The organism is Nostoc sp. JL33, assembly GCF_017114985.1.
In the GTDB taxonomy this organism is placed as follows: Bacteria; Cyanobacteriota; Cyanobacteriia; order Cyanobacteriales; family Nostocaceae; genus Nostoc.
This window is the reverse complement of sequence record NZ_JABXKP010000081.1, coordinates 60,044-74,947: the sequence shown is the minus strand read 5'-3', so window position 1 is coordinate 74,947 and position 14,904 is coordinate 60,044. Positions and strand designations below refer to the sequence as shown.

The following is a 14,904-nucleotide window of genomic DNA, read 5'->3' as shown; positions in this document are numbered from 1 at the left end:
CTGTCCTGGGGGAATTACTATGGTGCTCTTTATTTTTTATTTATAAACACCCTCTAAGAGATTTTACTACGCAAAACCATCCCTCTCCGACGGGGGGAGAGGGACAGACTTTAATTTTAGTTCAAGGCAGGAAGAGGTTGATCGAATTGAGGTTAACTTAGAGACTCCAAATAGTCACGGATGAGGTTGCGGCGCTTGGGTTGACGTAGCTTTTGCAAAGCCTTGGATTCAATTTGTCGGACTCGTTCCCGCGATAAGTCGAGAGCGCGTCCAATTTCTGCTAAGGAATAAGGATGACCATCTGCCAAACCAAAGCGCATCAAAATTACATCGCGCTCCCGGCTAGTCAAATCTGACAAAAGATGATGCAAATCTCTTTGTAAAGATTCTCGCATTAACATCTCTTCTGGAGTTACACAGTCAGTTTCGAGTAATTCGCCTAACTCAGTATCTTTATCCTTGCCTACTTTGGTTTCCAAAGAAACGGAGCGAGGAACCCGCAACAAAACTTCTCGTACTTGGGTCGGTGTCATCTCTAGCTCAGTTGCTAAATCCTCTAGAGTCGGGGTGCGACCTTTTTCTTGAGCAATTTTGCGTTGCGCCTTTTTGATTTTGTTTAACTTTTCAGTAATATGAACCGGTAGACGGATCGTGCGACTAGAAGTAGCGATCGCCCGTGTAATTCCCTGACGAATCCACCAGTAAGCATAGGTACTGAAGCGATAACCCTTAGTGGGGTCAAATTTTTCTACAGCCCGTTCCAAACCCAGTGTGCCTTCTTGGACTAAATCCAACAATTCCAAACCGCGATTTTGATACTTCTTAGCAACAGACACAACTAGGCGAAGATTAGCCTTGATCATGTGTTCTTTTGCTTGGAGTCCTTGGGACTGAATTTGCTCCAACTCTTCTACTGTCAACTTGCCAATTTCGGCCCAGCGACGTTTGCCATTTGCCAAAGTCGGTCTGAGATCCGATAAAATTATCTCAGCAGTGGCAGCCCATCTTTCCAAAGACGGGCGATGTCCTAGTTCGGAGGTCAGACGTTCTTGAACTTCAACTAACCTCAGATAGGGCGTAATTACTTCATCCCCTTGCTTGGCGGCGTTAGCAAGCACTATCCGCATCCGCAAGTAGCGTTGGACTTTTTGAGCTTCTGAAACCTCTTCATCTCGCCCTAACAAGCGAACCCGACCAATTTCTTGAAGATATAGACGTACTAGGTCTGTACTACGACGGTTATTGTTAGCAGCAAAGTTAGCATGGTCAACAGAAGCTATCTCCAGCTCCTGTAGGTCATCTGCCGATAACTCGCTGTCGTCAACCGTGAGATCAGAGTCCAAAGCCTGGCGGGACTTTCTGGTGTTGTAGGGGGCATCTGCATAAAAAGATGTTGCTGGCATAAAGATCGTCTCAATGGCTCCAGGTAACAATAGATTACGGTCAGCTTAGATTACGGTCAGCTATTCAACTGTTGCTATTGTTCCCCTGATTTACGGTGAACTAACACAGTTGAAGGTTCCATTACAATTTTTTTACAAATTCACTGTAAAGGTTTTATTGGATACACTATTACTGAACTTAATCGGCTGCTAAACTTTTGATTGAACCAATAGCTATTCAAATCCGCAGCTAGGTTTTCAATATTTAAACTACTTAGTTAACATTTCAACCTTGAAGGTTCCTGATAGTAACTTTTGTAACACGGTATAAACATCCTTCAGTGAATGTCATCTTTATAATTGGCATAGTCACATTTACATGGCTATAAAAGTAATATCCTGACGATTTACTAATTTTTTCTCAGGATTATTTACGTATAAGTAGAACTAATAGATATTGGGGAAGTGATTAGTCTTAACTGCAAAAATTCTATCGACACGGAGATAGAAGACGCGAAAGTGGGTGACATGTCCTCTTGCGTGTCAGTTTTCACCCGTCAATTTCAACTTCACAGACTACTAACTAGAACGTGAGTTCGACAAACCTCTCCCGGACAGCCTCCCTCTGGGAAACGGAAAGGGAGGAGCAAGGAAAAATTAAGTTTTTTGCTCCCCTCTCCGTGTCGGAGAGGGGTTGGGGGAGAGGTCAAATAAGACTTGTCGAACTCAGGTTAACTAGAGCATCGGATTGAGTAATCAAAAACCTAACCCCCCAGCCTAACGGCAGATTAACGCCAACAAAGAGGGGCTGGGGGAAAGGTTCTTCCAGGATTACGGAATTGGTGTTTTAGTAGTTGTACTCTGGCTTGATATCTCGTAGCATCAGTTCATCAAGTGCTTGTCGGGGTGTGATTTCGCCTTGAAGTAACCGATAAACTTGCTCGGTAATTGGGACAGCTATGTTTTGTTGCTTGGCTCGTTGCATCAAAACCTGGCAAGTGTTCACTCCTTCAGCAGTTCCTTGTAAATTTGCGAGAGTTTCTGTAAGTGACTTACCACCAGCTAGCTGGTAGCCGACTTGGTAATTGCGACTTAAAGGACTGTTGCACGTTGCTAACAAATCTCCTAGACCGGATAAACCATAAAATGTTTCCGTCTTTGCACCCCAGTCATTGCCGATGCGAACCATTTCTGTAAGTCCACGGGTGACTAAAGCAGCTTTGGCATTGGTTCCCAGTTGTAGACCATCGCACACACCAGCTGCGATCGCAATGACATTTTTCAGTGTTCCCCCCAGTTCTACCCCCAAGGGATCGGAATTGCTATATACCCGGAAACGTTGAGAAGAAAATACTAACTGCACTACTTCAGCAGCCGTGGGAATGTTACTGGCTACCACCGTTGCTGCGGGTAATTCTAGTTGAATTTCTTTCGATAAATTAGGCCCAGACAGGACAACCACTGCATGGTTAGGGAATACTGTTTGCCAAATTTGCGACGGCGTGCAGGTGGTTTGAGGGTCTAAGCCTTTCGTCGCTGTGACAAAAATTGTCTCTGGAGAAAGGGGGAAAGAGTGGACTTGGGAAGCAACATCCCTTACACCAATCATCGAGATAGCGGACAAGACTATTTGAACATCTTTTAAAACTGCTTGGATTTGAGAACCTTGACGCGACCAGACGCGCACCTGATGACCATTCGCCGTTGCTAGATTTGCCAGAGATGCACCCCAAGCACCTGCACCCAGAATTGCTACAGATTTTGGATTTTGAATTGTGGATTTTGGATTAGTCATTACTCAAGAGTCAAAAGTCTCCCTATCTCTCCATCTCTTCACTCAGCAATCTAAAATCTAAAATTGGCTGCGGGGGTAACGTTCCATTAATTCCTTGACTTTTTCCGCATGATATGAACTTCTTGTCAAGGGTGAAGAAACAACTTGTAAAAATCCGATTTCTTCGCCGAATGCCTTCCAAGCAGCAAATTGTTCTGGGTTGATAAATTCATTTACCTGCAAGTGTTTTTGACTGGGTTGGAGGTATTGTCCAATTGTCAAAATGTCGCAATCCACAGTTCGCAAGTCTTGCATGACTTGGCGGATTTCTTTATCAGTTTCACCGAGTCCAACCATGATCCCGGATTTAGTGTATGTACGAGGAGAAACTTGGCGAGTTCGCTGCAATAATTCTAATGTGCGATCGTAGTTTCCTTGGGGACGCACCCGGCGATACAGGCGTGGGACAGTTTCCGTATTGTGGTTTAATACCTCTGGCGCAGCTTGTAAAATTATCTCTAGAGCATCCCAATTACCGCATAAGTCAGGAATTAGCACCTCAATTGTCGTGTTCGGTGAAATAGAGTGAACCGCATGAATACACGCCACAAACTGAGATGCACCACCATCAAGCAAGTCATCTCGGTTTACAGAAGTGATTACCACATGATTAAGTTTCATGCGGCGAACAGCTTCCGCTAGTCGTGAAGGTTCCGTGGGGTCTAATGGTTTGGGTTTTTTCTCAAAATCAATATCGCAGTAGGGACAAGCGCGTGTACAAGCTGGGCCCATAATCAAAAACGTGGCAGTCCCAGCGTTGAAGCATTCACCAATATTCGGACAGGACGCTTCCTCGCAAACTGTATTGAGGGTTAAATCCCGCAAAATTTCTTTAACGTTACCGATGCGCTCACGCCCAGGTGCTTTCACCCGCAACCAGTCTGGTTTTACAGTCACAATCCGCTTTTACCACTAGAGTTATACACATTTAATCGTAGCAAGCAAAGCCTTTGATAAAGTGATCATATATATAGATGTAATTCTGTTATTTGGCACAGGTTGTGATATTGTTAATTTACAATGCCATTTTTATGGCGGGATGTGGCGCAGCTTGGTAGCGCACTTCGTTCGGGACGAAGGGGCCGCTGGTTCGAATCCAGTCATCCCGATTTCTTATTGGAAGTTCGCAAAGTGATGTCGTTATTGCTTAACTTGATAGCGATCGCAAAATCAGTGAATCATCTTTAGTCTACAAGAAGCGATGGTGAAGCCTTTGTAACCACTGCTGTGTGAAATTAAGTCTCAAGATAGTGTGTATTCAGCATAGAAGAACTTAAGCTTGGAGTATAAGTTTGGGGAAATAGTCATGAATAAGGAAACAGTTCCTAGTCAAGCTGAAAAGTCCAATCCAGAAGGCGATCCCTCGCAACTAAGTCCAGAGTTACTCGACAAAATCAAACACCCTCGTCCAATAGACGATGTGATCCGGGAGCAATCACCACAAGAACGTAAAAGTAACCCAGCTTTAGCACCGGAAATGACTGATGATCCAACTGATGATTGATTGGGTTTGCGAAAGAGTAATCGAAATGCTCAGATTTCCGACTTTTCTAAAAAGTTGGGAATCTTGTTATTCATGAACCATTAAGTATCGCTAATAAATTCTCTTAGTTAAGAGATTAGTACTTAATAGACTAGACCGATAAAAAGTAGAAGGGAGGCAGTAACCTCCCTTTTGTTGTGGAAATCTCTTGTGTTGGCTTCTCCTCCTGATCCGCGAACACTTCTTTTTTGTCCAAAGTCCAATAATTACAATCCCACAGAAAACAATTTACCAACTTGCGCCAAATCTACATTTCCACCGCTAATGATCACACCAATCCTCGCTTCTGGGGAAGTCACCACACCTTCGAGTAAGGCTGCTGCTGCAAGTACTCCGGTGGGTTCAACTACAATTTTTAGACGTTCCCACAAGAAAAACATGGTGCGAAGAATCGCTTCTTCAGATACCGTCACCATATCATCGACGTAATGCAGCACTAAGGGGAAAGTAATTTCACCAAGGCTAGGAGTCCGGGCACCATCGGCGATGGTATCAGGATTCTTGACAGTTTGCAGCGTTTTGCTGTGAAAGGAGCGGGTAGCATCGTCGGCAAGTGCTGGTTCTACTCCGATTACTTTACAATTGGGTAAAAGTGCTTTGGCTGCGATCGCACACCCTGAAAGTAATCCGCCACCGCCACAACAAACTAATAATAAGTCCAACTCACCAACTTCTTGGATCAGTTCTAAAGCAGTTGTTCCCTGTCCGGCGATGATGTGCGGATGATCGTAAGGCGGAATGAGTGTAATCTTCCTTCCTCTGGAAAGAATATCAGCCAATTGTTCTCTATCTGTTTTTTGGCGGTCATACAAAACGATTTCTGCACCATAATCACCAGTAGCGGCTTGCTTAACAGAGGGAGCATCCTCTGGCATTACAATCGTAGTAGGAATTTTTAACAATTTTCCGGCAAGCGCTACTGCTTGTCCATGATTCCCAGAAGAAAAAGTAACGACACCCCTTTGTTTTTCTGGAATAGGCAGTTGTATGAGTGCGTTGTATGCACCTCTAAATTTAAATGATCCTGTGCGTTGAAAGTTTTCGCACTTAAAAAACACTTGGCTATTGGTGCGATCGTTAACGATTCTAGAAGTCAGCACAGGTGTGCGGTGGGCAATCCCCAAAATTCGCTCTTGTGCTGCTTGCACGTCAGTTATAGCAACGGAATTATGCTGTGGCATTGATGACGAGATTAAATATTCTTGCTCTTGTTTATATAGATACAGATTTTTATATTTGCGCCTAATATGCTTAATTGAAGCATACTCATTTCAGGTGGATAGCATCATTTTTTTTCACCATAAAAATAGCTACAGCAAATATTATATATTGGTGTAGCTAAATTTATAAAACTTAAATTAATTAACTCAAGCTAGCCATTTTTGTAACATGAATAAACCATCAGAAAGTCGGGGAAAAAAAACTGCCCTAATTACAGGAGCGGCTAGTGGAATAGGCTATCAATTAACCCAGATTTTTGCTCGTCATAGTTATAATCTTGTCTTAGTGGATAAGAATGAACAAAAACTTACTGAAATTATAGATGAATTTCCGCAAAAATTTGGCATTTTTGTGAAAGTTTTTGCTAAGGATTTATCTATCCCAACATCCCCAGAAGAAATTTTCACAGAACTACAGCAAGCATCCATCAAGATTGATGTGCTGGTTAACAATGCTGGCTTTGGTACTTATGGAACATTTAGCGAAACAGACCTCACCCTTGAACTGAAAATGCTACAGGTAAATATTGTGAGTCTGACTCATTTAACTAAGTTATTCCTCAAGGATATGGTTGAGCAAAACTATGGAAAAATATTAAATGTGGCCTCAGCTGCTGCTTTTCAACCAGGGCCTCTAATGGCAGTTTATTTCGCTACTAAAGCCTATGTCTTATCCTTTTCAGAAGCGATCGCTAATGAATTAGAGGGCACAGGTGTCAGCGTGACTGTTCTTTGTCCAGGGCCAACAGCATCAGAATTCCAACAAACTGCTGCAATGGAAGATTCAAAGATTGCTAGCGTTAACAGAATGATGGATACGCAAACCGTTGCTAAGATTGGTTATCGGGGCTTAATGACAAACAAAACCGTTGTCGTTCCTGGTATGAGAAATAAGATATTGACTGAAAGCGTCAGATTTACACCCAGAAATTTAGTAACAAAGATCGTCAGAAGTATGCACGAACTCAAAAAAAATAGGTAGCCGGATATGTGAGTTTTCACTCTTATCTAGAAACCTGTTGAATCTGGTAAAATCTAGTAGCCTGTGTTATGCCGTAGGCATAACACAGCCTATAAAACTATTACCCAATTCAAACAAATAGTTGCGTAAACTCATATATTAAATCCACCCTGCCCTTACGTAACATGGCTGGATCTAATCTTTCAGTGGTGTTGCAAGTCATCAAGACAACTAACCGTTGCTGCATCTGAATACCAGAGTCATCAATTACACTCTGGTACAAAGTGCCATCCAGTAAACTCAGAATGTGTTCGGTTTTGTTATTGTATTGTGCTACCTCGGAAGCGCGATTTTGCGCTAGATTATCAGCTTCGTTAATAACGATACAAATACGCTCTATGTAAGTCGGTGGAACAAAATTAGCGATCGCATCATGATCTAAAATAAAAATTACATACCCTAAAGGTACAAGAATTTCTTTTGCTACTGCCTGTGTCCAGACTGTTTTACCAGTACCTGGTTTCCCATGTACAACAACCGCTAACTGGTTTTGATTAAGAATCGCTTGCTGTACAGAATCAGTAAAGTTTTGGATATCTGCGGGAAATGTGCGAATCGGAAATTGGCTGTGAACCTTGCCTACACGACTTTGATATCCACTCAGCATAACTGCTAAGTCGTAAGTCGCTTTGTTAATTAGTGGCGCGAGATTTTTCGCCATTAAAGTATATTGTCGTCGGCCGCGATCGTAGGGGTCAATTTGCAACCAAATGTCAGACTTCGACCAGTATGCATAAACAGTATTGATAACGTCTAAGCGTTCCCAACTAAGAAATTTGTCTATAGGAAAATAAAAATCTCTTTCTGAGTGATACTGGGTAATAATGTCGGGACTACCCAACACACCTAAAACTCGCAGTACAGTAATTTCTTGGAGTCGGTTAAGAACATAATCAATGGGAATGCTACTACGACTGACAAATTGGACGATGGGTGTTTCTGTACTCAAAACATCTTTGTAGCGATGATCTGGTGATTGAGGATCTGGCGTGATGTAATTCCAAAACTTTTCAATTTCGTAGCGGGTATTATCAGATACAACATTTAATAAATTAGCCCACCAAGCATAATTATTTCGTCCCAAAATATCAGCAACACTACTTACTAAATTGAAACTTTTTTGAGTTAATTCGTGGGAGTCACTAGACAATAGTTGCCACAAAAACCCCCAGTCTAATTCTCGGTTAAACGGTCGCCAACCGCTAGCAAGCAAGCTTTGCCGGCTATTATTTGTAGAAGTGCCTTCATTGCTTCTAAAATAGTCAAAATCCATATTTGTTAGTTATACAGCGTTGGTCGAGTTATTTTGTGTAAATTAGGGGATTTTGAAAAAGTTTTCTCGTAATATAAACTAACTCCGTACAAATGGTAATTTTATTTCCACTGTGCTGTACTGGCTAGGAAGTCTTTTTAATCTAACTCATTTCTGATGTAATATAGTATATTACATTAAGACTACCGATGTCAACTTTTTTAACAAAGCAATTGGTAAGTGGGAGTTTACTTTTAGCTGTTAATGTACGTGCGCGATTTATCTATCTCTAGATGAGGACTAATATCATGTTCGTGGAATTGCCCATAAGATAAAGCACCTAACCCCACTTTTGGCTGACGTCAAAGTTACTCTCCCTACTGGCTTGGCTTGTAGTAAGGGACTTCCAAACAAAAAAATATCTAACTATTTATTGTGGGGTGGGCATCTTGCCCGCCCGTACTCAAGGGCGGGCAAGATGCCCACCCCACAAGTAGTAGTAATTTATTTCTAGGAAATCCCTAAAGACTTCAGCCCTGACTACGCGTCATTATCAAGTTGAGTATTTGCCATTAATTTCTATATAACCCTCTGAAAGATCGCAACCCCATACAGTTGCAGAAGCCTCGCCAACATTGAGGCTAACATGGATATCTACTTTATCTTTGGACATAATTTGCCGCAACTGTTCCAGATTTTCATCAGTTAAGCTATTAGGATAAACTTTCACGTTATCAAAACTTATAACAACTCGTTCTGGATTTATCTGCTGTTCATTTTCACATTTGCCTATAGCCATAGCAACTCGTCCCCAATTCGGATCTGCTCCATAGACGGCGGTTTTTACTAATGGTGAATTCACGATTGCTTTAGCTACTCTTTTAGCTTGTGCATAGTTAATAGCTGAATCTACAGTCACCTGAATAATTTTGGTAGCACCTTCTGCATCTCGTGCAATTTTCAGCACCAATTCTTGTGCAACTTCTTGCAATGCAGTAGCAAAATCTGGTTCGGAAACTTCACCGGCTATTCCATTAGCTAGAATCACGGCGGAGTCACTAGTAGAAGTGTCAGTGTCTACACTCAGGCAGTTAAAGGTTTTATCTATAGTAGAGCGAAAAATAGAACGAAGGCTATTTGCAGAAATTGCAGCGTCAGTAAAAAAGAAAGTTAGGAGGGTAGCCATATTAGGCTCAATCATGCCGACACCTTTGGCAATTCCTACCAGCTTGGCATTTCCTATTTGCCGTGTAGCTAGTTTCGGTACTGTATCGGTGGTCATAATACCACGGGCTGCGGCATGAAAATCAGCATCAGTCAATTTTTGCCCCAATCCTAATAAACCTGCCCGGATTTTTTCAATCGGGTAACGTCTGCCAATTACACCTGTAGAAGCTATCACAATATTATGTGGAGCAATTCCAGTTTCAGTTGCAACTAATTGTAGAATCTCTTGGGCATCAGCGATGCCAACAGAACCATTAGCTACGTTTGCATTCTTAGATATAACAACAATTCCTTGTGCTTGTGAATCTTTTAAGTTATCGCGGCTAATAGTAATACTTGGCCCGGCAAAAAGACTTTGAGTGAAGACTCCATCAGCAACACAAGGAACGGATGATTTAATAAATACAAAATCATCCGTTGTATCTCGTATTCCTAAATTAGTAATAAATGTACTAAAACCTTGGGGTGCGGCAGATATAGTTAATGACATTTTTCGGAATTTAATAATTTATTTTAATTATCTTATACCATTTCCAAAAATATTTGTGATATCAGGTTGGGTTAAACATTTATAATATCCCTTTAGTCTGTTCGTTTAAGGAAGATAACTTAATCCGCCGACTTTCACGCGATAGTGGTACTAAAACTGGGGCTTGACTTTGAGCATTGCTTTCTTTAAAGGTTTCCACCACCTGGGATAATTCTGCAATTGTCGATGCCTCAAATACGGTACGCAAAGGTAACTCCACACATAAGGCGTCGCGCACTCTAGAGACAAGCTGAGTTGCCAATAATGAATGACCGCCTAATTCAAAGAAATTGTCATAAATTCCTACGCGCTTAAGTCCCAAAACCTCAGCAAAAATTTTCACCAGTACTTCTTCAACATGAGTCCGAGGTGTGATGTAATTTTCAGGCAATTGGGGCTTGATTGCATCATGAAATGCTTTTAAAGCACGGCGATTGACTTTCCCATTAGCTGTTAGAGGTAAAGACTCCAATACTACAAAAGCTGATGGCATCATGTACTCAGGCAGTTTTTGTGCTATGTAACTTTGTAACTGCGGCACTAATTTACGCGCTGCTTTCGCTTGTAAGGGATTATTGGCGTAAGATTGCCAGGGACGGGAATGAGTCGTGGTGTGTGGAAAAATAGTTTTCTTACTTACTTTATCTTGCCGTACAAAAACCAGATCATAATCTCCTTGAATACTTGAATGTGACCAAGTAATATCAACCCTATAAGGTACATTTAGCGCATATAAATCTTCTGGTTCTACTCCAAAGTTTTCGAGTTCTTGCAAAGCTTTGCGTATTTGACCTACAGTTTTAAAGCCTTTTACTTCTGATAGCCATTCTGCTGTTTTAACTGCTGACATTACCCGCGCATTAGGTACATTGATAATGCTTAATATTTCTGGTTTATTCTCAATTAATAACTGACGCACTGCTGAGACTGTGAGATTATCTTCAGACCAGTTCAGCACTGAATGATTTCCAGTATTATTAACAGTTTCGGCACTAGTATGAAGAATCACATTATAACGAAACTCAGTTAACTCGTTGTGATGTTTACCCCGCATTAGTTGAATTTGTACATGATTAATCTGCGGAAAGCGTTGCTTTATTGCAGTAAAAAAAGCTGGGTCAATGACTAACTCTGTTTCTTGGAATATTTGCATTTGTACCCGTTGCTGCAACTCTAAGCGAGTAAGGGAAGGTTCAGCTTGATAGAGTTGCACTGATGCATGGAAAGCTTGCAAGAGTGGCAAACTACGCACATCTCCTATGAAGATAAAGCCACCTGGAGCAGTTGCCTGTACAGCACCTTCTAATACACTAATCAGATAATCAATAGTCGGAAAATATTGTACAACCGAGTTCAGAATTACTGCATCAAAAGCTGCTATTTCTACTTTCTCGAAGTCAGTAGCCATTTGCTGATACAGCGTTACCTGCGGCATTTCTTGCTTTTGTAACTGCTGCTGAATGTAGTTAAGTGAAACTGGGGAAAAGTCTGTTGCACAATATTTAGTGCAATGAGGTGCAACTCTAAACAGAATCAAACCTGTTCCACAACCAATTTCTAACACTCGTTTGGGTTGCAAAGCCAAAATCTGCTCGACTTGGTTATTCACCCACTCACGCATCTGCTCTGCTGGAATAGGCTGATTTGTGTAACTACTATTCCAGCCGACAATATTCAATTTTGGATCAAAATCAACAGGTTGATTATAAGTTTCGTTATAGAGCATCTGCCATTGCAAAACTTGCTCATTCTGCAATTGCATTAATTGCATATTCTCCTGCTCACTGCTGTATTCGGTTTTTGGTACTACATAAGCTACGAGGCGCTTTTCCTCTTTATCCTCACGAACTATTACTACAGTTTGTTGCACTGCTGGATGCTGACTCAGTACCGCTTCAATTTCTCCCAACTCCATACGGTAGCCGCGAATTTTTACCTGCTCGTCGAGACGACCTAAAAATTCAATGTTGCCATCTACTCGATAGCGAACTAAATCACCGGTTTTATAAAGTCGTGCTTTTAAGTTATTAGTAAAAGAATGATAGATGAAGCATTCAGCAGTTAAGTCAGAACGGTTTAAATAACCTCGTGCCAATCCATCACCACTTATGTACAATTCTCCCGAAACACCGATGGGTACTGGTTGTAAATGTTTATCTAGTATGTAAACTTGTGTGTTAGCGATCGCACGACCAATTCCAGGTGCTAAATTATCTTTATTCTTAACAGAAATATCACCCGAAGTTGTCACAACCGTGTTCTCAGTTGGCCCATAATTGTTAACTAACTGGAAAGGATGGTCAGCTAAAGGATATTGATTTAGTCTGTCTCCACCTGTGAGCAATATTCGTAAAGCTGCGTTCTTAGGAAAATCTAATAATAGAACTTTCTCTGCTAAAGGAGTTGGTAACAAGGTAATTGTTATCGCTTTTGATACTAACCAATCTCGTAGCTGTTCAGGTGTTTGCCTGGTTTCATCATCTACAAAATAAATGCTTGCCCCAGCACTAAGATAAGGCCAAATTTCCCAACTGCAAGCATCAAAACCAACTCCGCAAATCTGCGTTGCTCGGTCAAGGGGTGAAACTGTAAACGCTTTTTGATGCCAAAATACTAGATTTAACAATCCTCTATGTTCAATTTTAACCCCTTTAGGTTTTCCAGTTGATCCAGAGGTATAAATGACATAAGTGAGGTTATCTACTTTAACTTTACTAGTATGGTTATATTCAATCTCTTGAGAAATAATTTCCCAATCTTTATCTAAACAGATTGTTTGTGAATTATAGTTTTTCAGACGTTCAAGCCATCGCTCGTGAGTTAATAAAACTGAGACTTGAGCATCTTCAAGCATAAAATTTAAACGTTCAGATGGATAGCTTGGATCTAACGGTACATAAGCTCCACCTGCTTTCAGTATACCCAACATCCCGATTACCATATCAAAAGAGCGTTCTACACAAAGTCCAACTAAAACTTCGGCTTTAACTCCTAATTTTTTTAGATAATGTGCAAGTTTATTGCTACGGATATTTAACTCTTTGTAACTGAGTTGCTTCTCGCCAAATACTAGTGCAGCTGCATCAGGATTCTCTTCTACAACGCTCTCAAATAATTGATGAATACACTTATCTTCAGGATAATCTAAGTGAGTATTATTCCATCCAACTAATAAATTATCTAGCTCAGATTCGCTTAAAACTGGTAATTGGGCAATTCGTTGTTCTGGATTTGCAACTATACCTGACAGTAATATTTGGAAGTGTCCTAGTATCCTGGTGATAGTAGCGTCATCAAATAAATCAGTGCTATAAATTACAAAACCACTAATTCCTTCGGAGCTATCTGCCCATAATCCATTTTGATTATTTGGCTCCCACAAATGGAACTCCAAATCAAAGCGCGTTGTTTCCGTTTCAAATGGTAGCGGACTTAAAGTTAAACTAGGTAACTCTAACGCGGACATCGGCGCATTTTGGAGCGCAAAAACAACTTGAAAGAGCGGATTCTGATTCAAGTTACGCTCTGGATGCAGTTCTTCTACCAGCTTTTCAAAAGGCAAATCTTGATGAGCATAAGCTCCTAAAGCTACCTCTTTAACTCGACTCAACAATTCCCGAAAAGTTGGGTTTCCACTTAGGTCAGTACGCAATACTAAGCTATTGACAAAAAAACCAATTAATCCCTCAATTTCACTGCGGTTACGATTGGCAATAGGTGAACCAATAGCAATATCTTCTTGTTGTGTGTAGCGGTAAAGTAAAACTTGGAATGCTGCTAGTAAGGTTATAAATAAAGTTACCCCTTCTTGCTGTCCGAGAGCTAAAAGCGCTTTGCTCAAACTTTTTGATAATTGCAGAGGTTGCCTTGCACCCTGGTAACTTTGAGCAGCTAGTCTTGGTCTGTCAGTTGGCAGATTTAGCATAGAAATGCCGTCTAATTGCTTTTGCCAATAACTGAGTTGCTTTTCTAATACTTCCCCTTGCAACCATTGACGTTGCCAGTATGCAAAGTCTGCATATTGAATTGTAAGTTTTGCTAGAGGAGAAGGCTGATTGCTAGCAAAGGCTGTGTAAAGTGCTGCTATCTCTTGAATCAGCACCCCGATAGACCAACCATCGGAAACAATGTGGTGCATAGTCAGCAGCAGAATGTATTGTGTCTCATCCAACCACAGTAGTTTTACTTGTAGCAACGAATCAGTTGATAAATTGAAATGACGTTGAGCTTCTTGAATAGTGAGTCGTCGTGCTTGTATTTCTCGTTCGGCTTGTGGCAGTTGCCGTAAATCTATTACTGGTAAAGTAATAGTTAGCGTTGGATTAATTACCTGAACTGGTTGGCCTGACTGGATGACAACAGTGGTGCGTAAAACTTCATGTCGTCGCACAATTTCGTTAAAAGTTTGCCCTAGCGCGGCTTGATTGAGCGAACCTGTTAAATTTAGTGCTAGTGGAATGTTATAGAAAGGATTATTAGGAATTAATTGGTCAAGAAACCACAGCCGTTGTTGAGCAAAGGAGAGGGGAAGATTTTCTGACCGCGAAATAGGTATCAGAGGTCTAAAGCTGTGGTTATTAGTAGGATTAGTTGCTTCTAAAAATTCAATAATTTCTGCTTTACGCTCTTGAATTTCTGCACGTAGTTCTGTTGTAAGAGTTCCTTCAGGCGCGTTACAGCGAAACTTTTTACCATCAATAAAAACTTGAATATCTAAGCTGCGAAGATAAGATAAAAACTCAACCGTATTCAAAATTACACCCCTTCACAACTGTTATTAACGCGATGTGCAACTTATTTTTAGAACCCCGCTTCCATTCCTCTCTCCGCTTCGGGGAGAGGCTTTGATACTTGCTCCCCAACGCTAGTAGGGGAGCCAGTGCGTTGGGCGGCTCC

The 14,904-nt window shown here is 41.2% G+C and carries 9 protein-coding genes and 1 tRNA gene; 3 read left to right on the top strand and 7 right to left on the bottom strand.

Annotated elements, in window-relative coordinates; translation table 11 throughout:
* Nucleotides 1–152: 152 nt before the first annotated feature.
* From sigC to lipA, 3 genes are all read right to left on the bottom strand, one after another.
* On the bottom strand, nt 153–1,403 hold the full coding sequence (gene sigC / locus HWQ23_RS24435) for an RNA polymerase sigma factor SigC (protein WP_292834008.1): 1,251 nt from the start codon (nt 1,401–1,403) through the stop codon (nt 153–155).
* An 826-nt stretch (nt 1,404–2,229) separates the two neighbouring features.
* Nucleotides 2,230–3,177 carry an NAD(P)H-dependent glycerol-3-phosphate dehydrogenase gene (locus HWQ23_RS24430; RefSeq protein ID WP_292834005.1) on the bottom strand — a complete coding sequence of 316 codons (948 nt, stop codon included), beginning with the start codon at nt 3,175–3,177 and terminating at the stop codon, nt 2,230–2,232.
* Between the two features lie 57 nt (nt 3,178–3,234).
* A complete protein-coding gene (lipA, locus tag HWQ23_RS24425) occupies nt 3,235–4,113 on the bottom strand; it encodes a lipoyl synthase (protein WP_292834002.1) in 879 nt (292 codons plus the stop codon).
* Nucleotides 4,114–4,251: 138 nt separating this feature from the next.
* On the opposite strand from lipA, the gene HWQ23_RS24420 reads away from it, so the two are divergent.
* Nucleotides 4,252–4,325, top strand: a tRNA-Pro gene (locus HWQ23_RS24420).
* A 197-nt stretch (nt 4,326–4,522) separates the two neighbouring features.
* Nucleotides 4,523–4,720: a hypothetical protein gene (locus tag HWQ23_RS24415; RefSeq protein ID WP_292833999.1), complete on the top strand. Its 198-nt coding sequence runs from the start codon at nt 4,523–4,525 to the stop codon at nt 4,718–4,720.
* A gap of 245 nt (nt 4,721–4,965) precedes the next feature.
* On the opposite strand, the gene HWQ23_RS24410 is transcribed toward HWQ23_RS24415, so the two are convergent.
* On the bottom strand, nt 4,966–5,940 hold the full coding sequence (locus HWQ23_RS24410) for a threo-3-hydroxy-L-aspartate ammonia-lyase (RefSeq protein WP_292833996.1): 975 nt from the start codon (nt 5,938–5,940) through the stop codon (nt 4,966–4,968).
* A gap of 208 nt (nt 5,941–6,148) precedes the next feature.
* Between HWQ23_RS24410 and HWQ23_RS24405 the strand changes: the two genes are divergently transcribed.
* Nucleotides 6,149–6,961, top strand: a complete 813-nt coding sequence (locus HWQ23_RS24405) for an SDR family NAD(P)-dependent oxidoreductase (protein WP_292833993.1) — start codon at nt 6,149–6,151, stop codon at nt 6,959–6,961.
* Between the two features lie 109 nt (nt 6,962–7,070).
* Here the strand turns inward: HWQ23_RS24405 and HWQ23_RS24400 are convergent, their stop codons facing one another.
* The 3 genes from HWQ23_RS24400 to HWQ23_RS24390 all read right to left on the bottom strand — a co-directional run bounded on the left by HWQ23_RS24400 (nt 7,071) and on the right by HWQ23_RS24390 (nt 14,761).
* The gene (locus HWQ23_RS24400; RefSeq protein WP_292833990.1) at nt 7,071–8,273 is read right to left on the bottom strand and encodes an AAA family ATPase; all 1,203 of its coding nucleotides are present in this window, start codon (nt 8,271–8,273) and stop codon (nt 7,071–7,073) included.
* A 532-nt stretch (nt 8,274–8,805) separates the two neighbouring features.
* Nucleotides 8,806–9,969: a bifunctional glutamate N-acetyltransferase/amino-acid acetyltransferase ArgJ gene (gene argJ / locus HWQ23_RS24395; protein ID WP_292833987.1), complete on the bottom strand. Its 1,164-nt coding sequence runs from the start codon at nt 9,967–9,969 to the stop codon at nt 8,806–8,808.
* Nucleotides 9,970–10,048: 79 nt separating this feature from the next.
* Nucleotides 10,049–14,761 carry a non-ribosomal peptide synthetase gene (locus tag HWQ23_RS24390; RefSeq protein ID WP_292833984.1) on the bottom strand — a complete coding sequence of 1,571 codons (4,713 nt, stop codon included), beginning with the start codon at nt 14,759–14,761 and terminating at the stop codon, nt 10,049–10,051.
* Nucleotides 14,762–14,904 lie beyond the last annotated feature (143 nt).